Raw genomic sequence first — 26,562 nt, forward strand, 5'->3', positions numbered from 1 at the left:
TTTCTAATCTGAAAAATAATACCATAAATTAGGTTCTTAGTAAAGAAAATATATTTTAAAAATATATTTTAATTTTAGCTAACTTTAATTATTTAAAGTATATAATTCCGTCCACTTAAATTAATGGGGTATCGCCAAGCGGTAAGGCAACGGTTTTTGGTACCGTCACTCGAAGGTTCGAATCCTTCTACCCCATCCATTAGTTTAAGTAAAGTTTTCAACGGTGAGGTTGGAGAGTGGTCAAATCCTGCGGACTGTAAATCCGCCGCCTACGGCTTCGAAGGTTCGAATCCTTCTCTCACCACCACTTTTTTAAAAGAAAAAATGGCTCGATAGCTCAGTCGGTAGAGCAAAGGATTGAAAATCCTTGTGTCGACAGTTCGATTCTGTCTCGAGCCACCATTTCTTTTGAAGTCTTAAATATACACATGTGCGAGTGTGGCGGAATAGGTAGACGCGCGGGACTTAAAATCCCGTTCCGGTTTCGGAGTGTGAGTTCGATTCTCACCATTCGCACCACGTTGTGTGATACAAATCCTTTTTTATAAAACTCAAAAATTTAAAACAAAACTTGAACTATATTAGATTACAGATTTTTTCAATTTTACAACTGTGATAAAAATATATTTTTATCACTCAATAATTTATAAACTAAGTTCTATTATAAATTGAGCACCTCTATATGATTTATCATTATACATAAACTCTTTATTTTTAACAAAAATTTGACCATCTAAATGTTTTGTAATTATCTCTTCTGTCATATAAAGTCCAATTCCTGTACCTTGTGATTTGTGTTTTGTACTAAAATATGGCTCAAATATTTTATCTATATTTTCATCTTCAATTCCACCTGCATTATCTTTTATATATATTAAAATAGTATCTTTATCACTTTTTAGAACATCTATAAATATAAGTTTTTCAAATTCGTTAGGTAATTTAATTAATTCATCTCTTGCATTATTTAAAATATTAATTAAAGCTTGAACCAATTCATTTTCATAAGTAATTAATTCTATATTCTCAATATTTTCTATAATTTTTATATCTTTTGCATTAAACTGTGCAGAAATTAAATCCAAAGTTGTTTCAAATAAAGTACCAATATAAACTTTTGATTTCACTTTATTTGGACTAAAAAAGTTTCTAAAGTCATCTATTGTTTTAGATAAATGCTGAGCTGAAGAATTAATTTTTCTAGATGCTTCAAAGAAGAATTCATCAGTTAATACACCCATCTCTTTTTGTAGTACCATTCCAGTTGATGCTGTTGTAATTGTTGATAATGGTTGTCTCCATTGGTGAGCTATATTTGCTATCATTTCGCCCATAGCTGCCATTTTTGATTGTTGATGTAAGATTGTTTGTTGTTTATTCAATTCAATTTTATACTCTTTGAATTTATTTTCTAAGTAAATTGAAACATATTTTGAGATAATTAATAACATGATTATTAATACAAAACCAATAATTAAAATATTTTTAATATAATTTTCATATTTTTCATCTAATCTTTTTTTAGTTTCTAAAATTTCTTGGAAAATATCATCTTCATAAAAACCTGAACCAATAACCCAATTCCAATCTTTATAACCTTTTACATAACTAGTTTTTTTTGCAGCTTCATTAGAATAAGGTTTCGAATTTTGAATATAAGTATAATATCCATCTCCACTTTTTCCTATTTGCCATAATTTTAAAGTTATTTCTTTCACATCATTTGGCATTTTATCTATATTTAAACCAACTAAATTCTTACTAAAATGATTTAAATATTCTTTATTCTTATCTATAATAAAAATATAACCTGCTTTATCAAATTTAATTAAATTTATATATTCTAAAGCTTGTTTTTGTATATTTCTTTCAAAATCATCAAAATATTCACCACTACCAATTGCTATATTTAATGGCTCAAAATATTTATAAAATGATATTTTTTTTCCTATTTCTTTATTTGAATTTGGTTTATACCAATAATATTCATCAAATCTTTCTGTTTTATCTTTTATTGTTTTTACTATTGTTTCAAAAAGTTTATAACCTTTTACATCTGTATAATTTAAAAAATTATTGCCTTCAATTGAAGTATCAATAGGATGAGACAGTTTTACACCATTTACATCATCCATAAAATAGTATCCTCGACCATCGTTAAATCTAATATCGTTAAATGCAACTTTAATTAGCTGAAAAATTTCTTCTTTACTTTTTGTATCTTTATATTTATTATAAATTCCAGTTGCAATCGCATGAGCTTCATAAACCCTAGTTTTAACATTTTTTTTCAACTCTTGTTCTGTACTTTTTTGTAAATGTTCTATAAATGTATATACTCTATTTACTTCTTCTTGTATTAGTTCTTTTTTTTCTAAAACATATTTCTCTTCTATCTCTTTTTTTTCTTCAATAAATGTTTTTTTATTCTCAAAATATAAAAATAAAATCACAAACAATGAAATAATTATTACAAATATTGATGGTGTAAATTTTATTATTTTTAAAAGTTTTTCTTCTTTTGCAATTTTCATTTTAATACTTAATATTGGATTAACACTGAGAAATTGTAGCAGTTTTTTATTTTAAAGTAAAACAAATTTTATTATTTTTTTATTATCCTGAATAAAAGTATTGCTTTGTTATAATCAAACTTTAAAAATATAAATAAGGATAATTATGTCAAAAATAGGAATATTAGTAGCAAGTTCGAATAATAATTTAAAATTAGGATTAAAACTTCAAGAAATTGCAAAAACTCTTGGTTATGAAGCTGAGTTAATAAATTTAGTTGATTTAAGACTACCTTTATATAGTACAGTAGAAGAACAAGAAAATGGAATTCCAGAGGTTGTTTTAGATCTTGCAACAAAAATATTAGCATTAAATACATTTATAATTGTAGCTCCTGAATATAATGGGGTAATGCCTCCTGTATTAAACAATGCAATGGCATGGACGTCAAGAGCAACAAAAGATTGGAGAGATGCTTTCAATGAAAAAACAGTTGCTCTAGCAACTCACAGTGGTGGAGGTGGAGCAAAAGGTCTTCAAGCTATGAGAATACAATTTCAACATTTAGGTGCAAATATTCTTGCAAGAGAAATTTTAACTACTTACGAAAAACCTTTAAATGAAGAAACAGCAATTTCTATGATTAATAATCTTGTAAAACTATCTAAAGCTTAAGAGTTAACTCTTAGGCTTCTAGTAAAATTTCACGTTTTGGTTCACTTATATAATATCCTTGAGCATAATCAAAACCTAACTCTTTAACTTTCTCAAAAATCTCTTTTGATGATACAAACTCAGCAATTGTTTTAAATCCTTGTCTTTTAGCAAAATCAAGTATCGTTATTACAATTTCTTGACTATTTTTATTTACTAAAATATCTTTAATCAAAGAGCCATCTATTTTTATATAATCTGCATTTAATTTTATTAAATATTCGAAATTTGAATATCCGCTCCCAAAGTCATCAATCGCAATTTTGCAACCCAAAGCTCTTACTGTATCAATAAAACTATTAACTTCAGAGAAATCATCAATTCCTTCTGATTCAACTATTTCAAATACTACTTTTGAAGCAATATCGTACTCTTTTAGCATTTCCATCACATATGAAGAGATAATTTTACTTTTTATATCTTCAAGAGTTAAATTTATAGAAAATTCATAATCTTTATCTTTAAAATATTCAAATGATTTTTTTATAACTCGTTTTGTAAGTTTTAAATATTGTTTCGATTTTTTTGCAATATTTAAAAAATAATATGGAGAAATAGCTATTCCACGTTCGTCAATCAATCTAACTAATGCTTCATATTTTTCAATTTTATTTGTTTTTATATTGTATATTGCTTGATAATATGGAATAATACTATCACTTTCAAAAGCTTTTTTTAACTTACTTGTCCACATAATATTTTTTTCATAAATTTTCTCAATTTCTAATTTTTTGTCATAAATATGAATATCTTTATTTACTTTTGAATATCGTTGTATTATGTTTGCAGTTTTTTTCAAACTATCTTTTTCTTCAAAAGATAAACTAAAACGCATTTGAACATAGATTTCTTTACCTTTTATCTTTAAAGGAGAAGATGAAATAGAATCTGTAATAAACTTTATAAATCTAATGAAGTGTTCTCTATCCTCATTATCTGCTAAAATTGCAAATTCATCTGAATAAATTCTATATAAAGAGTATTTATTTCCCATGAATTTTCTAAATTCTTTTGAAATAATTTTTAAAACTTCATCCCCAACCTCATATCCATAAAAATCATTTATATCCCCAAATCCATTTATATCTAAAAGTGATAAAGAAGGTTTTTTTGATTTTTTAATATCTTCAAATAACTTAAATCTATTCCCCTCTTTTGTTAAAAAATCTTCCCTTAAACTTTTTTCTAACTCTATTGATTTATGAATTAAATCTGTTATTTCATGCCTAATTGCAATGTACTCTATTATTTCATTATCTTCATCTAAAATAGGTCGAATAGTAATATTAACATAATAAAATTCGCCATCTTTTCTTCTATTTCTTAAAAATCCACGCCATGTTTTTTTATTGCTTATTGTTTCCCATAACTCTTTAAAAACTTCTTTTGAATTTTCACCTTTTAATATGCTGTGAGGTTTATTTATAATTTCTTCTCTTTCATATAAAGTAACTTCACAAAATTTATCATTTACATAAGTTATATTACCTCTTAAATCTGATTTAGAAATAATATTACTATCTTCTACTACTTCTCGATATTGTTTTAATATATGATTTTCTCTTTTTAACTTTCTTTTGTTTTTTAACTCAGAAAGTAAATAAATTATAATTAAAATAGCTATAAATAATAAACCATATTCAAGTGTTAAATTCACATAAATCCTTAAATTAAGTAATTTATCCATTATACAATTATTTATGTAAAGTTAAGAAATGAGAAAATAATTATAAATTAGATTTATAAAAATTATGCAAATAATGTAACTTTATTGTTATCAATCTATGCTAGAATTTCTTATGAAAGAAAAAGTATATGTCCTAGACACAAACATCATCTTACAAAACCTTCAAAATCTCTACAAAATTTCAGACAATAAAACTAACCACATCGTAGTACCTGAAACAGTTCTTCTTGAATTAGAGGATAAAAAGAAACTGTCTAGTGAACTTGGGTATTATTCAAGAGAGTTTGCAAGATTATTAGCAAAGATGAAAATAAAAGAAGTTGATTATAAACTTGGCTTTAAAGTTGTGAAACTTTTTAATGATGAAATAAATATTGATATTATCTCAAAAGATAAATATGACACAGTAATTGAGCAAATTCATATTTCTGAATCAAATGATAAGAGAATAATAGAAGTAGCATCAATTGCCCAAGAATACTACAAAGGTTGTCAAACAATCTTTTTGTCTCTTGATGTATATGCAAGAACTTTTGCTTTATTCAAAAGTATTAAAACAGAAACTTTGCATGACGATAAATCTACTGTTCCAAAGTTTAACTTTGTTAAAGCAATAGAATTTGATTCTTCATTATTTAACAGTTTAGAAAATAAAGATATTACTTTAGTAGATAGTGAATATGAACCTGAAAACTTTGCATATAGTTTTGAAAGTAATGATGGAAATGTGGAATACGCAATTATTCATGATAAAAGAATTGATATTTTAAAAGAGAATGATTTTAAAGCGTTAAATGTAAAACCTGTAAATTTAAAACAAAAACTATTTACAAAAGCCATTTTATCGAATATATACGATTTACTTGTAATTGATGCAAAAGCTGGAAGTGGAAAAACTTTGATGTCAGTTGTGAGTGCTATGAGACTTATTGATTTAGGATTATATGACAAAATTGTTTATGTTAGAAATTCTATAGAATCCCTTGATAAAGGTGCTGATATTGGATATTTATCAGGAAATGATGAGAAGTTTAGAATCTATAATATGGCACTTATGGATACCTTAGAATTTATTGCAAAAAAGCATCTTAAAAAAAGTGAAAATAGAGAGAATCAAGAATCAATAGAATCAAAAATAGATGAATTAAGATCAAAATATTGTATTGAAACACTTTGGCCAGGAGAAGCTAGAGGAAGAACGCTATCAGCTTCAATTGTGATAATGGATGAATGGCAAAACTCAAGTGAAAAAACAACACAGTTGATACTTTCAAGACTTGATGAGAGTTGTATGGCTATTGTAATTGGTTCAAATAGACAAATTGATAATCTATATTTAAATAAATATAATAATGGATTAACAACTCTTCTAAAACAAACAAATGAAACTCATCCAGAACTTAAAATGTTTGCAATAGAGTTAGAAAAAGCAGTTCGTGGGAAATTCGCCCAATTTACAGAGCGTATTTTTGAAAATAGAAAAGATTGATTAAATGAAAAATAGAACAATAATGTTCTATTTTTTAGAACATTTACTTTTACCAGAACAACCGCAACCAGCATTTTTCCCAAATGTTTTTTTATATAGAAAAAACACAGCTAATATTACAATGCCATATATAATATAATCTTCCATAATTCCTCTTTTTGATAATAGTTATTAGTATAATATAATTATTAGAATTAAATGGAAATTAATTTATATATACATTTAAATTAAGCAATAATACACTTGAAGAAAAATATAATATTAAAATATAAACAAAAGGAATATCTCATTCAAAATAGACTGATAAATGACACTATATACAATCATATAGAGTATACAAAACTTGAAGATAAGATTCTTCAAACAAAAATAGTAAATCGATTACAATTCATAACTCAAAATGCTTTGGCGTATTTTTCATATCCTTCAATTACAACTAAAAGATTTATTCACTCATTAGGAACTATGCATTTAGCCTCTTTTATGTTTAAGAATGCCCTACTTAATGCAGATAAAAGAACAAAAAATGATTTTTTATCATCTTTAAAAAAAGTGATAGTTTCTATTATAAAAGAAGAAAATCTAAAAGTAAGTATTGATGATATGGAGTATTTTGATAATAAAGCATTATATCAATTTACGATTCCCACAAAATCAAAAGCTCAAAGGGCAACTTATACTATTTTTTTACAAACTTTACGAATTGTTGCTCTACTTCATGATGTGGGACATTTACCATTTTCTCACCAAGTAGAATATGCACTAAAAAAAGTTTATGACAAAATAAAAGAAAAAGAGTTAAATCAAGAGATTATTTGTGAAAAAGAAGTTAAATTCAAAGATAACTATGAAAGCATAACAAATAATGGTAAAGAAGTTTTACATGAAGCTATTGGAGAAAATCTTTTAAAGCTTTTATTTGATTATGAACTTGAAGAATTACTTGTAAAATCTTATGAAAAAGAGTATTTGAAATTAATCAAAAGATTATCGATTTTGATTTTAGAAGAACAAGTTTTTGAAGGTTTTGATTTTAAAGTTTTACATAATTTTATTGATAGTACAGTTGATGCTGATAGACTTGATTACATAAATCGTGATATGTTAGCGAGTGGTTATATAACTGGACCAAATGATCATATTAGAATCACAAAACAAGCTGTTTTGGTTGAGAAAAATGAGAAATTTTATTTAAGCTTTTTTGATATGAGTTTAATAGATTTAGAACACATGTTAGAGATGAGATTTAATCTTTATAAAAAAGTAATTTTTAATCATGGAATTGCAAAAACAGATACTTTACTTGAAAATGTAGTTCAATATTTATCAACAAAATATTTTGAATCTGGTGATATAAATGAAAAAATATCAAATAATATTTCAATGTTATGGAATTTCAAAAACACTCAAAATAAACAAAAAGAGCTTGATATAATCTCAATGCTTGATGAAAACTGGCTAATTTCTTTATTTAAAACCAAATATTTTGAAATAAAAGACAAAGAAAATCAAACCCAAGAAGATATAAAATATATGTACTGTTTTGAAGAGGTTTTATTTGGAAAAAGAAGATTTAGAAGTCCATGGAAAAATCTAAATGAGTTCTATAAAGTTCTTGATTTCACAACAGTTGAGCGATATAAATTTAGAGAAAGTTTTGGTTATATCACAGATAATAGATTAAAAGAGTTACAACTTGCCTTAGATAATTTTATAAAAAGATGGGAAAATCAAGAAGATAATCTATTTTTCTCATATCAAATTGTTTCATTTAAACTAGGTATTGCAAAAGATTTTTATCTATATGATGGAGATGAATTAATAAATCTTGATGAAATTTCAACTTTAAGAAAAAGATTAAAATACTCAATGAGAAATACAGTTCCTTTTTATCTTTATTCAAATAAGAAAATTTTAAATGAAGAGATGAAAATTGAGCTTAGAAATATATTATTCGACATTTTTGAGGAATGAAACAAATAGTTATTTGGCTAAAATAACTCATATTAATTCAAAGGATAAATTTTGGATTTAACAAACCTAAGAGCTAAATACACAACAAAAGGTTTAGATATAAAAGATCTAAACCCAAACCCTTTTTTACAGTTTGAAACTTGGTTTAATCAAGCAATGGATGCAAAACTAACAGAACCAAATGCTTTTTCACTAGCTACTGTTGGAGCTGATATGATGCCAAGTATTAGAACTGTACTTCTTAAAATCTTTGATGAAAAAGGTTTTGTATTTTTTACAAACTATAAAAGTAAAAAAGCGTCTCAAATTAATGAAAACCCAAAAGCCGCAGCACTTTTTGCCTGGCTTGATTTAGAAAGACAAGTAAAAGTTGAGGGAAATATAGAAAAGATTTCAACAACTGAATCACTAAAATATTTTCTTTCTCGTCCTAAAGGTAGCCAAATAGGCGCTTGGGTTTCTCACCAAAGTCAAATAATAAGCTCAAGAAGTTTACTAGAGCAAAAGTTTGATGAAATAAGAAGAAAATTTGTAAAAGGAGAAGTTCCTTTTCCTGATTTTTGGGGTGGATATATAATTAAACCCACAAAAATTGAGTTTTGGCAAGGTGGACAAGATAGGCTTCACGATAGATTTGTTTATGAACTACAAAGTGAGAATTCTTGGAGTATTTCAAGACTTGCACCTTAAATAAATTTCAATTTGTAATATTTTTGAATACTACTTTAAATTTTAAGTAAAATTCATCAAATATTTATTTGGAGTTTAAAATATGATATTAGGAAAATGTCCATATTGTAAGGGAAATGTTCATGCAATTAAAAGCACTGCAAATGGGAAAAAAGTAAATCTTTATTCTTGTGAAAATTCTAAAAAAGAGTATGATGATAGTGAACAATTTGTTTTTACATCAGATTCAACTTGTACTTTTAGAGTCTATTCAAATGTTTTTTTAAGATGGAATAAAAGAAGTTTCTCAAAATATGAAATGAAAAAATTACTAGAAGAAGATCAAGTAATAGTAAGACTTCATGGAAGACGAGGTACTAGTGAATATTTTAAATATGTAATTACAGATAAAGAGTATGGAGTTTCTATTTTATGGGATGAAGAAGTTACTGAGTATTCAAAAGAACTCGAAGAAGAGATTGATTAATCTCTTCTTGAAGTTGTTTCTAATAAATGAAAACCAAAGTCTGTTTTAACAGGACCATGAACTACATTTATAGCTTCATTAAATACTACAGCATCAAATTCAGGAACCATTTGTCCTTCAAAAAATGTACCTAAATCTCCACCATTTGAACCAGATGGACATGAAGAATACTCTTTTGCTATATCTTCAAATTTTTCACCAGATGATATTCTTTTTTTTAAATCTAAACATAACTCTTCACTATCAACTAATAAATGTCTTGCTGTTGCACTTTTCATAATAATCCTTAATAAATTTTATAGGGGCGCAATTCTATCATAAAGATTTAATCACTTGCTTAATCAAAGAATTCAATAGCATTTTTACCTTGTTTTTTAGCCACATACATAGCTGTATCTGCTTGTTTAATAATATCTTTTATACTAACACTTGAATCACTAAATAGCGTAATTCCAATACTAGGAGTTGATACATTTACTTTTCCTTCAATATGAGTAATACTATTTAGTGCTTCTTTTATTTTTTCAGCTAAATTATTAATATTAATTTTTGCATCAACTTTATTATTTCCAACATTATCAAGTAAAACTATAAATTCATCTCCACCAATTCGGGCTATTGTATCTTCATCCCTTACAACTTCTCTTATTTTCTTAGCAACCATTATAAGTAAAGCATCTCCAATATGATGACCTAAAGTATCATTTACTTCTTTGAAGTTATCTAAATCAATAAATATTAAACCACCCACCATTTTATGTCTTACAACTTTTGTAATAGCATGTTCAATTCTATCAAGTAATAATAATCTATTTGGAAGACCTGTTAGATTATCATGGGTTGCTTGATATTCAAGAACTTTTTCTTTATCTTTTTGCTCTCCAATATCTATGTATTGCCCTAAAAAATGTGTGATTTTCCCATTTTTATCTTTTATTGCAGTTATTGTACTTCTTAAAGGAATAATCTCACTTGTTGATTTTTTATTATAAACTTCTCCACTCCAAAATCCCTTAACTTTTAATTCATTCCATAAAATATCACCAAATCTTTTATCTTGATGAACAGACTTAAATATTCTTGGATTTTTACCAATAATTTGATCTTTTGGATATCCCATTACATTACAAAATGCTTGATTAACTTTTACAATATCACCTATATCATTTGTAATAATCATAGGTTCGCTGGATTCAAAAGCATATGAAGATAATCTTAATTCATCTTCTTGAATTAATCTATTTTCTTCATAATCAATTTTTTCTAAACAATGAGTAATATCTCCTACTAATTTATCAAAAAGTATTTCAACTTCATGATCAAAAAAGTCTAACTGATTTGAATATATTGCAAGTGTGGCCGCTACCTTATTAAATTTTTTAATAGGAAAAGAAGCCATAGATTTTATATTTAAATTTTTTGCATCTTCATAAAACACTGATATATTTTTTTCAGTGAAATTATTAATAATAATATTTGTTTCCCATTTAATAGTCTTAGAAATTAAATTATTTTTATTTTTATCATTATAGAAATGACTTTGATTTAATATTTTTAATTTTAATTCACCATCTTGAGCAATTATCTCATCGGAATGCAAATCATAAATAAAACAAAATTGAATTTTATTATTTTCAGAGAGTAACTCGCAAATGTTCGAAAATAATTTTTTTCTATTATTTATTTTTAACAAAAACTTATTTGCTTTATTCAATAATTCATACACTTCTTTATGTTTTTGAACTTTATGGAAACTTTTTTGTTCATTGAAAATAATATTTCTCAATACAAATAATAAACTTATTAGAGTTGAGAAAGAAACTGCTAAGAAAATAAGACTTTTTTGTTTTTCGACAATGGCATCATTTTTAAATCTTATTACATGATTATCTAATGAAGTAAGTAAATTTTTATAAATATTTGTTAATGATTCTATATTTTCAATAGATAATTTATCCCACTCTTCAAGATTTAATTCAAATTGTGAGAAATTCTTATTTTTGATATTGTTTCTTAGCATGAATATCTTATTAAAATACTCTTCATTTAATTTAGAATTATATTTCTGAACAATATCCAAATTAGAGTTATTCAAAAACAAATCTTTATTTATTTCTTGTAAGGTATAATTTTTCATAAGTAAACCATAAACTTTATCGTTAATATTACTATTCATAAAATATGAAATAAACATTGTTTTTTCGATATAAGTTGACTCTTTAAAATTTAAAAAATATACAATATTTCTAAATTCACTATTAAAATCATAAGCTAACTTTATTGGTTTTAATAAATACAATGAATCTAATAAAAATTTATTAAAATTATCATACTCTTCAAAAATTTTATCAAGTGTAATATTAGATTTATCAATTTTAATTCTAAGTTCTTTTAATCTAATTATTTCTGAATTTAATTGAGTAAATCTACTATTAAAACTTTCTTTTTTGAAAAATATTTGTAATTTTTCATAGTTATCATTTGATAATAATCTAACTTCATCTAATTTTAGTTTATTGTTTTTTTGTAAAAAGTTAATTACAGTTAACTCTCTTTCTTTTTGTAAAGAGTCAATGAGTTTTTCTGTAATTGTAAGATAGTTTAGATTATTATTAATTCCATCAATTTCATTAAATGATTGTACTTTTTCATAAACTAAAACTGAACTAAAGTATAAAATACCTAAAGCAGGTAAAGTAAATATAAGAATAATTTTAAGGAATAATGTATTTTTAAACAATAAATCTTTCCTTTATTTCATTATTTTTCATAGATTCTATAATATTTACCTTTAATCTTCTCTTTTGATAACTTTTCTAGGACAAAAGATATTTTTTCTTTATTAATTGCAACATATGAAGCAAAATCTAAAATGTCGATTTTACCAATATCAGTTTTTTCTAAACCAATTCCAGCAGTTAATGCACCTAAAATATCCCCTGCTCTTAATTTTTGTTTTTTTCCACCATTTATAAATATTGTTCGTAATCCTGAATCAATTTTATAAGATAAATCATCTTCAATTTTATCAATACTTTCATCTTCAATATCTCTAAAAGTATCTTTAATAAGTTCTACCCTATCAAAATCATTTGAAGTATATAATGAAACTGCAAGCCCACCTTTTCCAGCTCTTGCTGTTCTTCCAATTCTATGTGTATGAATTTTTTCATCTAAAGACAAATCATAGTTTATAACTAAATCAACATCATCAATATGTAAACCTCGTGAAGCTACATCAGTTGCAATTAAAATAGAATAAGATTTATTTGAAAATAAGATTATTGTTTCATCTCTTTGTTTTTGTTCCAAATCTGAATGAAGTGTTAGCACATCTAATCCTAAAGCATATAAATCATCAGCTAACTCCTCACATTTTATTTTCATATTACAAAAAATCAAAATTGATTTTGCTTTGTTTGATGAAATAAGTGCAGGAATTAAAGCAGTTTTAGTTCCCTCATTAACTTCATAGAATTTTTGTTTTATATGTATTTTCTCTTCATTTTCAACTTTTACTGTAACTGGATTATTTAATACATTTGAAGCTAATTTTTCAATATTTTTTTCATAAGTAGCTGAAAAAAGAAGTGTTTGTCTCTTTTTTGGTAAAGTATCAATTATTTTCATAATATCATCATAAAATCCCATATCAAGCATTTTATCTGCTTCATCCAAAACTAAAGTATTTAAATTTTCAAGATTTATATTATTTTCTTCTATATGTTTTAACACACGCCCTGGAGTTGCCACAATTATGTGGGCTTCATGACTTAAAGATAAAACTTGAGGTTTATATGGAGTTCCACCACAAAGTGTAAGAACTTTTAGATTGTGTATATGTCTTGATAATTTTCTTAATTCTTGAGCTATTTGATTTGCTAATTCTCTTGTTGGCGCTATTATTAAAGATTGTATTCTAAAATTTTTGATATTTAATTTATTTAGTATTGGAATACAAAAAGCTACAGTTTTTCCAGAACCTGTTTTTGCTTGAGCTATTAAATCACTATTATTTAAACTTAAAGGTAAACTTTTTTGTTGGATTGCTGTTAATTTTGTGTAACCTAAAGAGTCTAAGTTTGTTAAAAAATCTTTTGGAAGATTTAAGTTTGAAAAATTTTCGATTAAAATGGGAAAGCCTTTATAGTTTTTTTATTTATTATATCTAAAACTATAAAGTACTTTTGTGTATGTATTATTTTTTTTCTATTTTTTTAAAAATATAAGTTATTAATAAAAAAATCACAAGAACTATTCCTAATCCTATATATTTAAAATCATCACCTAAACTAAGGATATATTTTCCTGCTGTAAAACTTAAATATCCAACCACACAAGCCCAAAGAATGGTTGCTAGTGAGTTGTAAACTGCAAATTTTGTTGCAGAATATTTTGTAAGTCCCATTGCAAGTGGAATTAATGTTTTTATTCCATAAATATATTTTTGTACAAAAACTACAAAAGAGCCATATTTTCTCATCATTAAATGGGCAAGAGCAATTTTTCTACCATATTTTTTCATCATATCTTTTGCATAATTTTTATTTTTTCTAGCTAAAAAAAATAAAAACTGGTCACCTAAGAAGTTTGAAACGCCAGCTACTAGAATTGAAATATAAATATTTAAATCACCAGAGTATGATAAAACTCCTGCAACAACCAAACCTACAAATCCACCACCAAAAGAGTATAAGAATAGAGCTAAATAACCCCAATCTCGTATAATATCTTCCATTTATTTATGCCTTTATTCCAAAAAATTCTAAGGCATCTATAACATCATCATTTTCAATATCAATTAGTTGCTCTTTTATATTTTGTTTTGCTTTATTTATTATGTACTCTTTAACTTTTTGTTTTACATCACTTAAATCATTAACTATTACAAAACCACTAAATTGTATTTCATTATCATAACAAAGTAAAACACCATCACACGATTTTTCAATAAATTCACTGATTTCTCTATAATTAATCTCTAAAGCGCTTGCATTCCAACCATAATCTTCAAGTTCTTTATCTTCAAATATTTCGACACCATCACTTTGGTGATCAAAATAAAGCATAGTTGTTTTATTCATATCTATAATATTTTGCCAATTTGAAACTGGCTTTATTTTGCAAATTGTTCCTATGATATTTACTTTATAATCTGCAAAAAGATGTGAAGCAATTGCTTTTGCATCAAGCATTGAAGATAATTGTTTTACTTCGTGATTCCGATAAATTACAGCTTTTTTCTTTACTTCTTCCTCTTTTGTAAAAATATTTCCATCTACATCAATAATAATTGGAGTTTTTGAAGCGTATAAATTTAAAATGTATGTAATATCAATATTTAATTCTAAATCTTTAATATTTATTTTTCTCATTTCTATATAATCCTATTTATAAAATGTTCCGATTTTATCCAAAGTTTTATTAAATCTAAAATTTTGCCGATAAATTTGTCACCAAAAGATAATATTTATTCTATATACATTTTTTTCATACTTATTTAAGATAAATAATATATAATTGGGCGCTTATATAAGTTACAAAGGCTTTTGTTGTGTTGCTACAAAAATTATTAAATATTTTTTTCAATAAAAATAATATTAAAACTATTTTTTTAATTGATATTTTATATATGAAAGATTTAAATGCTATTTATAATTTTAAAAATGGTGATTCAATAATAAAGCAACTAGATAACATACTCACTCACAAAACAAAAGCACTAATCAAAAAAGTTTTAAAAAGAAATGTCAAAGTAAGAATAAAAAATATTCACACTGACGTATTTGAAATATTAATCTACGATAATCTTAGTATTGAAGAAATAATAAAAATAAAAAATCTCATTTATGAAAATGTTGTTTCTAATAATTTTCAACTTTTAGATAATTCTTCAACAATAAATATAGATGTTACTATTGGCTGTGCAAAAAGTAGTGATAAAAATCTTAAAATTTATGCAGAAAAAGCACTTCATAATGCAAAAATAAATTATATTCATTACACATATTATGACTCTTTTTTATATCAAAACGACTTTATAAACGAAAATCTTCTTGAAATTTTAAATTATAATATTGATAATAATTTAGTTGAACCATATTTTCAAGCTATTATGGATAATAATACAAATCAAGTAGTTAAATACGAAGCTTTAATGAGAATATTTGATAAAAATGAACATATAATTATGCCTAATATTTTCATTCATAAAGCAAAAAAATGCAGACTTTATAATAAACTTATGGAAATTTTGATTGATAAAATTATCATTTATATTTTAAAATACAAAATTCATGTGAGCATAAATCTTGATTATACAGATATATTAAATCCACAAATAAAAAAGACTCTTCTTTCTAAGATAAAAAGTAATAATATTGGAGAGTATCTCACCCTTGAAATACTTGAAAGTGAGAAAGTAAATAATTTTGATATGGTAAATAATTTCATAAATGAGATAAAAAAACTTGGTGTAAAAATTGCAATTGATGATTTTGGTACAGGTTTTTCTAATTATGAAAATATTTTAAATTTAAATATTGATTATATAAAAATAGATGGTTCACTTATAAAAAAAATAGATGAAGCTATATATTTAAACCTAATAAAAAGTATTGTTTTATTTTCAAAACAACAAAATATAAAAGTAGTTGCTGAATTCGTATGTGACTTAAAAATTCTAAGATATGTAAAAAATGCGCAAATTGACTATTCTCAAGGTTACTATATTGGAAAACCTAAAAGTATTCAAGAATTATTTGGAGAACTAAATTGAAACAAGAATTAAAAAAAATAACAGATTTAACAATAAATGATCTTTTAAATAATAATATTATCCTTCCCTCAACTTATTTTGATAGATTTAACTATCATGCAAAAGAGTTAGAGATAAATTTAGATGATGAAAACTTCAAAACTGAAATTCATCAGTTAATATCAGATGATTTTCAAACCATTGAAAAATATATGGATATTATCGCAAAAAGTACGGTGTTATTGCAAGAAAATACAAAAGATGCAACAAATGCTGTATTAAATAAAGATGTAAGTTCATTAGTTGATATTTATAAAAAAATGCTTGAATTAGAGCATGAAGTAAAAAATCTAAATGACAAACTTTTTTTAGATGATTTAACAAATACTTTTAATAAAAAATGGATTTATAGAAAATTTTTAGATGAAAATGCAAAATTCCAACAATATGGCCTTTGTGTTTTAACTGATGTTATTGATTATTCATATATTCAAAAAGAGTATGGTGAACTATTAGCAAATAACTTACTTATTTTTGCAGTTAAGTTTATGAAACAAAAATTAAAAGATGAAAATATTGATTTCAAAATAGTAAGATACAATGAAAATAGGTTTCTAATTTTTATCGTAATTGAAGAAAAAGAAGATAAAAAAAGTATTATTGATTCTATCCTCAATTTAGAACATTTATTGTCAAATACTACTTTAAAAAGTAATTCAGGACTATTTATAAAAGCTAAATATGAGTTCAAAATTTGCTCATTTGAAAAAGCAGAAGAATCAAAAGAGGTTTTTGAGAAATTATTAACTCATAAAAAAGAGAAATAAAACTCTTTTGACTTTTGAATTGCTTCTGCATAAGATATTTCTTCAAATCTTATTTTAGTATTTACTTTAGCTTGTGATAATTTAAAACAATCTAAATTTAAAACAACTCCAATTTTTGGGTAACCACCAATTGTTTGTCTATCTTTTAATAAAACTATAGGTTGCCCATCACTTGGGATTTGAATACTTCCAAAAGCAATACCTTCTGATATTATTCCATTTATATCACATTTGATTGCTTCGCCACTTAATTTACATGCCATTCTATTAAAATCATTTGTAACTAAATATGTTGAATTTAAAAATTTTTGCTTCTCTTCTTTTGAAAAATGATTTTCTTGATATGAAAAGATTACTCTAAGAGTTAACTCATCTTCATATTTTGGAATAAACTCATTTTTTAGGCGAACAGTATGAGTAGAAACATAATTTTCAAAAGGTAAAATATCACCTTTTTTTAACTTATTCCCATCTATTCCACCAAGATTTTCTTTTATTGTAACACTATTACTTCCAAACTCTTTTTTTATATTAAAGCCACCAAAAACAGCTAAATATACCCTATTTCCAGATAAGATTTTCCCAATTTTTATAATATCACCATTTTTAATATTGTGACTTCTCCAAGAATCTTTGGGAATATCATTTATAAAAAATTCACAACTAGCACCTGTAATTGCTATTTGAGTATTTGAATTTGCTTTAAAAACTACATTTGAAAATGCAATTTCTAAAATATTTGTATCTAAAGAATTTTTCAATAACTGATTTGCACAAAAATAAGCATATTCATCCATTACACCACTTGAAGTTACTCCAATATGGGAATATCCAAATCTTCCTTTATCTTGAATAGTTACAAAAAGAGGATTATTTATAACTTCTAAGCTCATAAAATACCTCCTTTATTTAAAAACTCTTCTTTAGAAATAGGATTGAATTTTACTTTATCTCCCACATTTAAGGGTGATAAATTATCTAGTTTTTTATCAAAAAGCTCAAAAACAGTTTTACCTACAATATTCCAACCTCCTGGACTTTGTTGGGGATAAATTGCAGTTTGTGTATCTGCAATTGCTACACTTCCTTTAGGAACTATTTTTCTAGGAGTTGAAAGTCTTGGCAATGCAATTCTTTCATCCACACTTGCAAGATATGCAAAACCTGGCAAAAATCCAATTGCATAAACATCATAAAGTTTATTTGAGTGAATCTGTATAATTTCTTCAATACTTAGTTTTGTTTTAGAACTCATATCAATTAAATCAAATCCAACTTCAGTTCCATAATAAACATCAACTGTAATAATCTTTTCATCAAAATTCTCTTGTATATCTAAGTTTATATTTTGCTCTATTATATTTTTTAAAGTTTCGAAATCATATTTAAAAATATCAAAAGTAATAAAAATAGAAGTATAAGATGGAATGATTTCTATTAGTCCATCAAGGTTTAACTTTCGTAAACTATGATAAATCTTTTTAATTTTAAGTGCAATATCTTCATCTATTTTATCTCCAAAATAGATAATCAGCGAATCTACATTTACTATTCTAAAAATCATTAGTACAAAGCTTTTCTAAGTAGTTTAATAAATTCTAAGGCTTTATCATTATCCCCATGGACACAAACAGAATCAGTTTTTAAAAATAGTTTTTGACCATTTACACTATATAAATAACCTTTATCTTTTAGATTAACTATTCTATTTACAACTTCTAATTCATCATGAAGTACAGCATTTTCATCCATTCTTGAAACTAAAGTTCCATCATCGTTGTAGTTTCTATCTGCAAATACTTCAAAAAGTAATTTCATGTCATAAAGTTTTGCTGTATATTCATACTCTTCATTTTTTGGACCGGATAAAACCATTAATTTAATATTTTTATTAAATGATGAAACCGCATTTAAAATTGCTTTAAAAATATTCTCATCTCGCATCATATCGTTGTATAAAGCGCCATGAGGCTTCACATAAGAAAGAACTACACCGTTTGCTCTACAAAAAGCATTTAGCGCTCCTAGTTGATATAAAACCATAGATTTTATCTCTTCAAGGGAACATAAAACTGTTCTTCTTCCAAAACCTAATAAATCATTATATGAGGGATGTGCACCAATAGATACATTATATTTTTTTGCTAATATTACAGATCGGCTCATTGTAAGTGCATCACTAGCATGAAAACCACAAGCTAGATTTGCCATATCAATAAGTGGCATAATTTCTTCATCATTTCCCATCTTCCAAATACCAAAACTCTCGCCCATATCACAATTTAATTTTATTTTCATATCATCGCCTTGCATTAATTTACTCCTATTTTATCATATAATTTGGTAAGAAATGCACGATTTGTGGGAAATAAGTTATCAACACAACCGCAACAATCATTAAAATAAAAAATGGTAAGGTAGCTTTTAGTATATATTCTATTCTTTCACCACTAATAGATTGTATTACAAATAAGGAGAATCCAACAGGTGGAGTAATTTGAGATAACTCAACCATAAATACTAAAAATATACCAAACCATAAAGGATCAAATCCAGCAAGAACAATAATTGGCAAAACAATTGGTAAAGTCATAACAACAATAGAAATACCATCAAGTATCATTCCAAGAAAAATATACATAATTCCAATGATTAAAATTAACATCATAGGAGTTAATCCTAACGTTCCAATATATTCACTAATAGCTCTTGCAATTCCTAAAAAGCCTATAACTTGAGATAAAAATCCAGCACCAACAATAATAAAACTTATCATTACAGATGTTTTCATTGTGTTTAATAATGCGTTTTTAAATACTTCTAAAGAGAAACTTTTGAAATAAATTGCTAATATAATTGAACCTAAAACACCCAATGATGCAGCTTCTGTAGGAGTTGCAATTCCTCCATAAATAGAACCTAAAACTACAGTTATTAAAGATAATATTGGGAATAACTCTTCTAAAGATTTTATAAAATCTTTTAATACATACTCATTTTCATCAGTTGGAACTACACTTTTATCTATTTTTGAAACAATCATAATATAAAATGAATATAAAGTTGCAAGCATTAAGCCAGGTAATATTCCTGCCATAAATAACTTTCCAATAGAGACATCAGACAATACACCATAAATAATCATAATTAAAGATGGTGGAATTAAAAAACCAAGTGTCCCACTTCCAGCAAGTGAACCTAATGCCAAAGATTTTGAATAACCTCTTTTTTCAAGCTCATCAAGCGTTATTTTTCCAACTGTTGCAGTTGTTGCTGCACTTGAACCTGAAACTGCTGCAAATAAAGAACAAGCAGCTACATTTATATGTAATAATTTTCCAGGAATAAAATTTAACCAAGGCATCAAACCATTTAAAAGTTTAGTTGAAATTGATGATTTATATAAAATCTCTCCCATTAAAATAAACATAGGTAAAGCAGCTAGTGACCATGAATTTAATGAATCATACATAGATGAAGCCAATAAATCCCCTATCTTATCATATATTGAAATCATAGGTGGTAACTGTGAATCAAAAATCAGCATAGCCACAATTCCAGTTAAAATAAGAGAAACTCCAATCCAAATTGATGACAATAAAAAAACAAACATTACAAATACTATAACTATAGATAAAATTAGTGGATCACTTATCATTTTTTAACCTTCTTAATACAAAAACTAAAACACTTAAAATAAAAATTAATATTCCCAAAGGCATAACTAATTGAGTCAAATATAAGGGAGTTGCTGAAACTGACTCTGAAAGCATATCCATAGAATAAGAGTCATAAGTAAATAATATCGTTCTATAAAATGCAAAAAGTAAAATCACAATCGTAAAACTTCCAGAAACTACATCAATCAATCTATTTGATTTTTCACTCATTTTTGAAGTAATAATATTAATTCTAATATGGGCATCTTCATTAAATGTATAAGCCAAACCTAGAAAAATTGAAGCTAAATATAAATATCCACTATATTCATCTGCAATCATTGTTGACATATTAAAAAAATATCTAATAAAAATTTCTGTTAAGATTAACAATGTTAAAGAAACTAAGGCAATTGCGCCTAAATAAGCTCCCCACAATGAGAGCTTATTTATAAATTTATAAAATATTTGCATTTGCTTACTTTCTATATTCTTTGAAAATTTCTTTTGTTTCATTATCAGCATCTGTCAAATATTCATCTAACATTTTTGAAGCAATTTTATTTAAGTCACTTTTTAATTGCTCACTTGTTTCTGAAATTTTCATTCCATTTTGAGCCATCATATCAAGAGACTCTTTGTCTTCAATTTTTACAGCTTCCCATTGAGTTTTTTCTATTTCTGCTGCTGCTTTTAACATAGCATCTTGTTGAGTTTTGTCCAATGAATTCCAGTAATCAAGATTTATAGTAACTGCTTGTAAAGGATAAGCATAATTTATTTTTGTGTAGTTACTTAATACTTCCCAAAATTTACCATCTTTTCCCGATGATGATGAAGTAATAACAGAATCAACCATTCCTGTTCTTAAAGCTGAATATACTTCTCCCCAAGGTAAAGCAACAGCATTTCCCCCTGCTCCATTTACAAAATCAGCAGAATTTTTATCATATGTTCTTGTTTTTGCGCCTTTAAAATCTTCTATAGATCTCATTTGTTTATTTGAGTAAAAACCAGAAGCTGGCCAAGTTACACTATATAAAAGTTTTTGATTCCATTGTTTTGCAGTTTTTTCATAAGCTGGTTTTGAAATTTGATAAAGTCTATAAGCATCTTCATAAGATGTAGCAATAAAAGGTAAAGCAGATATTCCAAAAACTTTCCCTCCACCTGCTGTAAATGGAATAAACATATCAGTCATGGCAACTGTTCCATCTTTTACAGCTTTTAAAGGATTTCCTTTGATTAAAGAAGAACCTGAGTGAATAGTAATATCAACACTTCCTTTTGTATATTCTTTTACTAAATCAGCATATTTTTGAGCACCCATTGTATGAAAGTTTGTAGCTCCATACTTCGCATTTAAATTCATCTTCACATCAGTTGCGAGTAAAGCACTTGCTAGTGTTGCTATTATTAGACATTTTTTTAACATGTTAAACTCCTTGGTTTTATTATAAAAACATCATAATAATTTCAAGTGAGTAATAGGTGAGTTTTTAAAATTTATTTAAAAGAAGTTAGTTTATATCCCTCAAGTGCTATATTTGTAATTAAATCTTTTGGTAATCGCTGTCTTAACTCTTTAATAAAAGTTTTTAAAGCACTCATACTCATAGTTTTATCTTTCCAAATATACTCTTCAATCATTGCATAAGTTAAAATCCTATTTTTATTTTCATGTAGCAATAATAAAAAATCTTTTTCTCTTTTTCTCAAGCTCACAACCTCATCTTTATAATAAAGTTCTCTATGTTTTAAATTAAAATAAATATCTTCACAAAACTTTATTTTATTTTCTAATCTATTTCCAAAAGCTTTTATTATTCCTTGAAGTAGAGTTTCTGCTGTTACTGGTTTTAAAATATAATGATTAATATTTAGATTTATTAAATTTAAAAGATATTCTTCACTTGAATAGGCAGTTAACATAACAATAATTGTATTTAAATCATCTTTTCTAATATCTTGAACCATTGAAATACCATTTTTTTTGGGCATCTCAATATCTGAAATTATAATTGTTGGTTTATGTTCATAATATAAAATATATCCATCATCTGCATTTGAAGCTTCATAAACTTCTGCAAAGTAGTATTTTAAAGTATTTACTAACCTTTTTCTAATTCCCTCTTCATCTTCTACACACAAAAGAGTATAATTTTTTAATTGTTCAATAATATCATCCATTTTAAGCCTTGATTTTTACTTTAAACATTGCGCCATCACTTGTGTTTTCAACGCTTAATTCTCCACCCATATTTTTTTCTATAATCATTTTTGACATATAAAGTCCAAGTCCTGTACCTTTTAGACTCTCTTTAGTTGTAAAATATGGTTCAAATATCAAATCCATATATTCATTTTCAACTCCACCTGCATTATCTCTTATTATAACTATTGAGTAACCATTTTCATAATCAACTTCTAATTCAATTCTTGGATTTTCTATATTTCTTTGAATTAAAGCATCTTTTGCATTTGACATTAGATTTAATAACACTTGAGCAAATTCTCTTTTATATCCATAAATTTCACAATTGCATCTGATTTTTCTATGTAAAGTTATATTATAGTTTTTAATTGAAGCACTAATTAAAGATATTGCTTCATAACAAGAGTCTTCAATATAAAAATATACTTTTTGTTTATCAGGTTTAAAAAAGTTTCTAAAATCATCTATTGTATATGACATAAATTGAATTAATTTATTTGATTCTTTTACAGATTCTAAAATCATATTATCATCTACTTTTTTAAATTTTGTGGCTGTTTCTAATTCCATCAAAATTCCAGCAACTTCACTTAATGGTTGTCTCCATTGATGAGCTATCATAGAGAGCATTGTTCCCATTCTTGCAAGTCTTGATTGATGAAGCATTGCTTTATCTTTTTTTTGAACTTCTTCAATTGCTCTTTGTACTTTTAACTCTAAGTTTTTATTTATATCTTCAAGTAAAAGCTCTTTTTTCTTAACATTATCTTGATACTTTGCAAAAACTTCAGTAATTTTTTTTGACATAAAGAACGAGATTATTCCAATAAATAAGATGATTAAAGAAGATATAAAAACAACAAGTCTGATATATTTATCAATTCGCTCTTCTAATAACTTTTTATTTTCGTAAATTGATTTTTGAATATCATCAATATAAAGTCCAGCACCAACTACCCAATTATAATTTTTATAAAGTCTGAAAAATCCAAGTTTTTTTGAGAAATGTAACTCTTGTGGTTTTTGCCAATAATACTCTATAAATACACCATCTGTTTTTTTTATAGATTCATCAATAAATTGTTTTGTAATTAAACTTCCCATAGCATCTTTTAAGTCTATATCATAGGTATTAAGGCTCTCTGGTCTAAAAGGGTGTGCTTTTAAATAATAGTTTGTATCATGTATCCAAATATATCCATGTTTACCATATCTAATAGTTTCTGTATATCTTAAAATCTCATTTTGTAGTTCATCTTGAGTTAATTTTGTATTATGATTTACATGGTATTCAATATAATTCACTATATTGTCAACCTCTTTTTTAAGAATATTCTCTTGTCTTTGAATATATTCTTTTTCTACTCTAATACTCTCTTCTTCAAAATAATTATTTTGATTCTGCACAAAAAAGTAGATTGTAAAAAAGGCTACTAATATTACTGTTATTATAGGTGTTAGAATAATAAGTTTTGGTATATTTCTTTCTGAAAACAAAAAAGACTCCATATTTTAAAATTACTCTAACAAATCTGGGTGAGATAAAAGTGAGTTTATATGATATTAATATTGATACATATGATACTTTTTATTTTCTGCTGCTTTTCGCTCTTCAATTTTTTTATAAACATCTACTGCTTTTTGTTTTTGTTCAATATTTACCTCTTTTGTTTTGTACTCTTTTATGATTGAATCTAAAACTAAAATATAAACTATTGAGTTTAATTTTAAAGAGTCTTCATTTCTCATTAATTTATCTAAATCAATAGCATAAACTGCTTCTGAAAAAGTAAAAAATAGTCTTTGCTTAATATCTTCAAGTCTATATGAATATCCTAAAATTATCAAAAAATTCTCTTCAAACTCTTTGTCAAATTCTAAATTTTTCAACTCTTTTGCAAATGAAGAGATTTTTTCTTCATATTCATTTGCAATCACTGGTGCTTCAACTATTTTATTTTTAAAACCATAAATAAAATTAGCAATTTCGTTAATTAGTTCGATTTTGTATCCTTTTTTCACAATCATTACATAGTAGCTATTATATAATGAAATCTATAAAATACAAAACATTAGGGAAAATTATGAAAAAATCAATTATCGTTTCAACATTACTTTTAACTTCAACACTAACTTTTGCTTTTGATTTAGCAAGTATTACAAAAAGTGTAGTAGATTCCGTTTCAAAAGAGAATTCAACAACTTCAACTCCAACAACAGCAACAAAAACTGACCTTTCAGATTCTACAGTTTCAAATGGATTGAAAGAAGCTTTAAAAACAGGAGTTACATTTGCAGTTGAACAATTAGGTTCAAATAATGGTTACTTAAATAATACAACAGCAAAAATTCCCCTTCCTAATAATCTATCAAATGTAGAAAAAGTTATAAGGTCAGCAGGTGGAGGCAAGATGGCAGATGAGTTAATAAACTCAATGAACACAGCAGCCACAAAAGCAGCTCCAAAAACAGCTGAAATTTTCATGGCCGCAATTGATAAAATGACACTTACAGATGCTCAAAAAATCTTATCAGGTGGAAATGATGCTGCAACAAATTATTTTAAAGCTAATACAACAGAATCTTTGAAAAAATCAATAACTCCTATTATTCAAGAAACAATGAAAGAGAACAAAGTAGCAACTTATTATGATGCTGTAAATAACTTATACAAATCAAATGCAAAAGGGTTAGTTGATAATAGTGGAGTTATGGGAATGGCAAAAAGTTTAGGTGTTGATTCTTATATGCCTGGAAATTCTGATGAAAATTTAGATGATTTTGTTACAAATAAAGCAATAGAGGGATTATTTGCAATGATAGCTCAAAAAGAAGCAGCTATTAGAACAAATCCAGTTGAACAAACAAGTTCAATACTAAAACAAGTGTTTGGGAAATAAGATTTTATCTTAATCCCCACTTTGTAAAGTAAAATAACTTTTCATTGCGTTATTTTTTACTAAACTAAGATTTAAACTCTCAAAATCTATTGGTTTTCTCTCAAATTTATATTCATAAGTTTTATGAAAATTTTTCAATAAATTTTCATAAAGCTCACCTTTAGTATCAATAATAAAAATCTCTTTATCTATTTCATAAATATAAATAATATTCAAAATGAAATAGTCATTTATCTTATAAACTAAAAATTCATAATGTGAAAACTCAATTTGTTCTAATAACTCCATTGATTTTGCTTTTATATTATCTTTTAGTAAATCTTTGAAAAAAGATAAGGCTTGACCATTCCATGAAATATCATCTTCTGTATGAATATATTCAATATGTAAGTTATCTGCTTTTAGAGTATAAGCTTCTAAAACATACGAATCATATCTAGTTTTTGTCTCTACATTTTGAATTGGGAATTTATAAAAAGTATCTGTATCAATTTTGAATTTTAAATCATTTTCTTCCAGACTAAAATATGGTCTTGATAATTTTTTAATTGATTTAAAAACTGATGTGAAAGTATCTAGAAACAGACCCATTTTATTCCTTTTAGTTTATTTTAAGAAATGTACTTTAGCAAAATAATTTCTTTATTTCAAGGATAATAGTCATAAATTG

Annotated in this window: 26 protein-coding genes and 4 tRNA genes; 13 read left to right on the top strand and 17 right to left on the bottom strand. The window is 25.5% G+C overall.

Features of this window, described 5'->3' with window-relative positions; genetic code table 11:
• The first annotated feature begins 124 nt into the window (after positions 1–124).
• The 4 genes from AVENP_RS10580 to AVENP_RS10595 all read left to right on the top strand — a co-directional run bounded on the left by AVENP_RS10580 (position 125) and on the right by AVENP_RS10595 (position 519).
• Positions 125–199: transfer RNA gene (locus tag AVENP_RS10580), tRNA-Gln, on the top strand.
• Between the two features lie 23 nt (positions 200–222).
• Positions 223–307: transfer RNA gene (locus AVENP_RS10585), tRNA-Tyr, on the top strand.
• A 19-nt stretch (positions 308–326) separates the two neighbouring features.
• A tRNA-Phe gene (locus AVENP_RS10590) sits at positions 327–402 on the top strand.
• Positions 403–432: 30 nt separating this feature from the next.
• Positions 433–519, top strand: a tRNA-Leu gene (locus AVENP_RS10595).
• A gap of 125 nt (positions 520–644) precedes the next feature.
• Here AVENP_RS10595 and AVENP_RS10600 read toward each other — a convergent pair.
• Complete coding sequence (locus AVENP_RS10600) at positions 645–2,534, bottom strand: sensor histidine kinase (protein WP_128359456.1); 1,890 nt, start codon at positions 2,532–2,534, stop codon at positions 645–647.
• Between the two features lie 145 nt (positions 2,535–2,679).
• On the opposite strand from AVENP_RS10600, the gene AVENP_RS10605 reads away from it, so the two are divergent.
• Positions 2,680–3,189 carry an NADPH-dependent FMN reductase gene (locus AVENP_RS10605; RefSeq protein WP_128359455.1) on the top strand — a complete coding sequence of 170 codons (510 nt, stop codon included), beginning with the start codon at positions 2,680–2,682 and terminating at the stop codon, positions 3,187–3,189.
• A 10-nt stretch (positions 3,190–3,199) separates the two neighbouring features.
• Here AVENP_RS10605 and AVENP_RS10610 read toward each other — a convergent pair whose 3' ends face one another.
• Entirely contained in the window at positions 3,200–4,885 is a 1,686-nt protein-coding gene (locus AVENP_RS10610) for a bifunctional diguanylate cyclase/phosphodiesterase (protein WP_128359454.1), read from the bottom strand.
• 142 nt (positions 4,886–5,027) lie between these two features.
• Between AVENP_RS10610 and AVENP_RS10615 the strand changes: the two genes are divergently transcribed.
• The 5 genes from AVENP_RS10615 (at position 5,028) to AVENP_RS10630 (ending at position 9,534) form a co-directional block, all read left to right on the top strand.
• Positions 5,028–6,404, top strand: coding sequence for a PhoH family protein (locus AVENP_RS10615; protein WP_128359453.1), 1,377 nt, complete (start codon positions 5,028–5,030; stop codon positions 6,402–6,404).
• Between the two features lie 4 nt (positions 6,405–6,408).
• Positions 6,409–6,543, top strand: a complete 135-nt coding sequence (locus AVENP_RS16015) for a hypothetical protein (RefSeq protein WP_268907622.1) — start codon at positions 6,409–6,411, stop codon at positions 6,541–6,543.
• Positions 6,544–6,647: 104 nt separating this feature from the next.
• Positions 6,648–8,378, top strand: a complete 1,731-nt coding sequence (locus AVENP_RS10620; protein WP_228201889.1) for an HD domain-containing protein — start codon at positions 6,648–6,650, stop codon at positions 8,376–8,378.
• A gap of 51 nt (positions 8,379–8,429) precedes the next feature.
• A complete protein-coding gene (gene pdxH / locus AVENP_RS10625; protein WP_128359451.1) occupies positions 8,430–9,068 on the top strand; it encodes a pyridoxamine 5'-phosphate oxidase in 639 nt (212 codons plus the stop codon).
• 82 nt (positions 9,069–9,150) lie between these two features.
• Complete coding sequence (locus AVENP_RS10630; protein WP_128359450.1) at positions 9,151–9,534, top strand: hypothetical protein; 384 nt, start codon at positions 9,151–9,153, stop codon at positions 9,532–9,534.
• Here AVENP_RS10630 and AVENP_RS10635 read toward each other — a convergent pair.
• The 5 genes from AVENP_RS10635 to AVENP_RS10655 form a co-directional block, all read right to left on the bottom strand.
• Positions 9,531–9,812 carry a peptidylprolyl isomerase gene (locus AVENP_RS10635; protein ID WP_128359449.1) on the bottom strand — a complete coding sequence of 94 codons (282 nt, stop codon included), beginning with the start codon at positions 9,810–9,812 and terminating at the stop codon, positions 9,531–9,533. The genes AVENP_RS10630 and AVENP_RS10635 overlap by 4 nt on opposite strands.
• Positions 9,813–9,871: 59 nt before the next feature.
• Positions 9,872–12,274, bottom strand: coding sequence for a diguanylate cyclase domain-containing protein (locus AVENP_RS10640; protein WP_128359448.1), 2,403 nt, complete (start codon positions 12,272–12,274; stop codon positions 9,872–9,874).
• 20 nt (positions 12,275–12,294) lie between these two features.
• Positions 12,295–13,668: an ATP-dependent RNA helicase DbpA gene (gene dbpA, locus AVENP_RS10645; RefSeq protein ID WP_346726422.1), complete on the bottom strand. Its 1,374-nt coding sequence runs from the start codon at positions 13,666–13,668 to the stop codon at positions 12,295–12,297.
• Between the two features lie 64 nt (positions 13,669–13,732).
• The gene (locus AVENP_RS10650) at positions 13,733–14,272 is read right to left on the bottom strand and encodes a DedA family protein (RefSeq protein ID WP_128359446.1); all 540 of its coding nucleotides are present in this window, start codon (positions 14,270–14,272) and stop codon (positions 13,733–13,735) included.
• 4 nt (positions 14,273–14,276) lie between these two features.
• Positions 14,277–14,909: a hypothetical protein gene (locus tag AVENP_RS10655; protein WP_128359445.1), complete on the bottom strand. Its 633-nt coding sequence runs from the start codon at positions 14,907–14,909 to the stop codon at positions 14,277–14,279.
• 179 nt (positions 14,910–15,088) lie between these two features.
• On the opposite strand from AVENP_RS10655, the gene AVENP_RS10660 reads away from it, so the two are divergent.
• Together AVENP_RS10660 and AVENP_RS10665 are read left to right on the top strand one after the other, a co-directional pair.
• Complete coding sequence (locus AVENP_RS10660; protein WP_128359444.1) at positions 15,089–16,312, top strand: EAL domain-containing protein; 1,224 nt, start codon at positions 15,089–15,091, stop codon at positions 16,310–16,312.
• On the top strand, positions 16,309–17,118 hold the full coding sequence (locus AVENP_RS10665; protein ID WP_128359443.1) for a diguanylate cyclase: 810 nt from the start codon (positions 16,309–16,311) through the stop codon (positions 17,116–17,118). The genes AVENP_RS10660 and AVENP_RS10665 overlap by 4 nt, the downstream gene beginning before the upstream one ends.
• On the opposite strand, the gene AVENP_RS10670 is transcribed toward AVENP_RS10665, so the two are convergent.
• The 9 genes from AVENP_RS10670 to AVENP_RS10710 all read right to left on the bottom strand — a co-directional run bounded on the left by AVENP_RS10670 (position 17,100) and on the right by AVENP_RS10710 (position 25,014).
• Complete coding sequence (locus AVENP_RS10670; RefSeq protein WP_128359442.1) at positions 17,100–18,011, bottom strand: 5-oxoprolinase subunit C family protein; 912 nt, start codon at positions 18,009–18,011, stop codon at positions 17,100–17,102. The genes AVENP_RS10665 and AVENP_RS10670 overlap by 19 nt on opposite strands.
• Entirely contained in the window at positions 18,008–18,682 is a 675-nt protein-coding gene (pxpB, locus tag AVENP_RS10675) for a 5-oxoprolinase subunit PxpB (protein WP_128359441.1), read from the bottom strand. The genes AVENP_RS10670 and pxpB overlap by 4 nt, the downstream gene beginning before the upstream one ends.
• Positions 18,682–19,416, bottom strand: coding sequence for a 5-oxoprolinase subunit PxpA (locus AVENP_RS10680; protein WP_228201888.1), 735 nt, complete (start codon positions 19,414–19,416; stop codon positions 18,682–18,684). Before AVENP_RS10680 ends, pxpB begins: the two co-directional genes overlap by 1 nt.
• Positions 19,417–19,441: 25 nt before the next feature.
• Positions 19,442–20,776: a TRAP transporter large permease gene (locus tag AVENP_RS10685; RefSeq protein ID WP_128359439.1), complete on the bottom strand. Its 1,335-nt coding sequence runs from the start codon at positions 20,774–20,776 to the stop codon at positions 19,442–19,444.
• Positions 20,766–21,251 carry a TRAP transporter small permease subunit gene (locus AVENP_RS10690; protein ID WP_128359438.1) on the bottom strand — a complete coding sequence of 162 codons (486 nt, stop codon included), beginning with the start codon at positions 21,249–21,251 and terminating at the stop codon, positions 20,766–20,768. The genes AVENP_RS10685 and AVENP_RS10690 overlap by 11 nt, the downstream gene beginning before the upstream one ends.
• A 4-nt stretch (positions 21,252–21,255) precedes the next feature.
• Positions 21,256–22,212, bottom strand: a complete 957-nt coding sequence (locus tag AVENP_RS10695) for a TRAP transporter substrate-binding protein (RefSeq protein WP_128359437.1) — start codon at positions 22,210–22,212, stop codon at positions 21,256–21,258.
• A gap of 71 nt (positions 22,213–22,283) precedes the next feature.
• Positions 22,284–22,967, bottom strand: a complete 684-nt coding sequence (locus AVENP_RS10700; RefSeq protein WP_128359436.1) for a response regulator transcription factor — start codon at positions 22,965–22,967, stop codon at positions 22,284–22,286.
• Between the two features lies 1 nt (position 22,968).
• Positions 22,969–24,489: a cache domain-containing protein gene (locus AVENP_RS10705; protein WP_128359435.1), complete on the bottom strand. Its 1,521-nt coding sequence runs from the start codon at positions 24,487–24,489 to the stop codon at positions 22,969–22,971.
• Positions 24,490–24,555: 66 nt separating this feature from the next.
• The gene (locus AVENP_RS10710; RefSeq protein ID WP_153802243.1) at positions 24,556–25,014 is read right to left on the bottom strand and encodes a hypothetical protein; all 459 of its coding nucleotides are present in this window, start codon (positions 25,012–25,014) and stop codon (positions 24,556–24,558) included.
• Positions 25,015–25,076: 62 nt separating this feature from the next.
• On the opposite strand from AVENP_RS10710, the gene AVENP_RS10715 reads away from it, so the two are divergent.
• On the top strand, positions 25,077–25,892 hold the full coding sequence (locus tag AVENP_RS10715; RefSeq protein WP_128359433.1) for a DUF4197 domain-containing protein: 816 nt from the start codon (positions 25,077–25,079) through the stop codon (positions 25,890–25,892).
• Between the two features lie 9 nt (positions 25,893–25,901).
• Here the strand turns inward: AVENP_RS10715 and AVENP_RS10720 are convergent, their stop codons facing one another.
• Complete coding sequence (locus AVENP_RS10720; protein WP_128359432.1) at positions 25,902–26,483, bottom strand: hypothetical protein; 582 nt, start codon at positions 26,481–26,483, stop codon at positions 25,902–25,904.
• Between the last annotated feature and the right edge of the window lie 79 nt (positions 26,484–26,562).

Source organism: Arcobacter venerupis, assembly GCF_013201665.1.
Lineage (GTDB): Bacteria > Campylobacterota > Campylobacteria > Campylobacterales > Arcobacteraceae > Aliarcobacter > Aliarcobacter venerupis.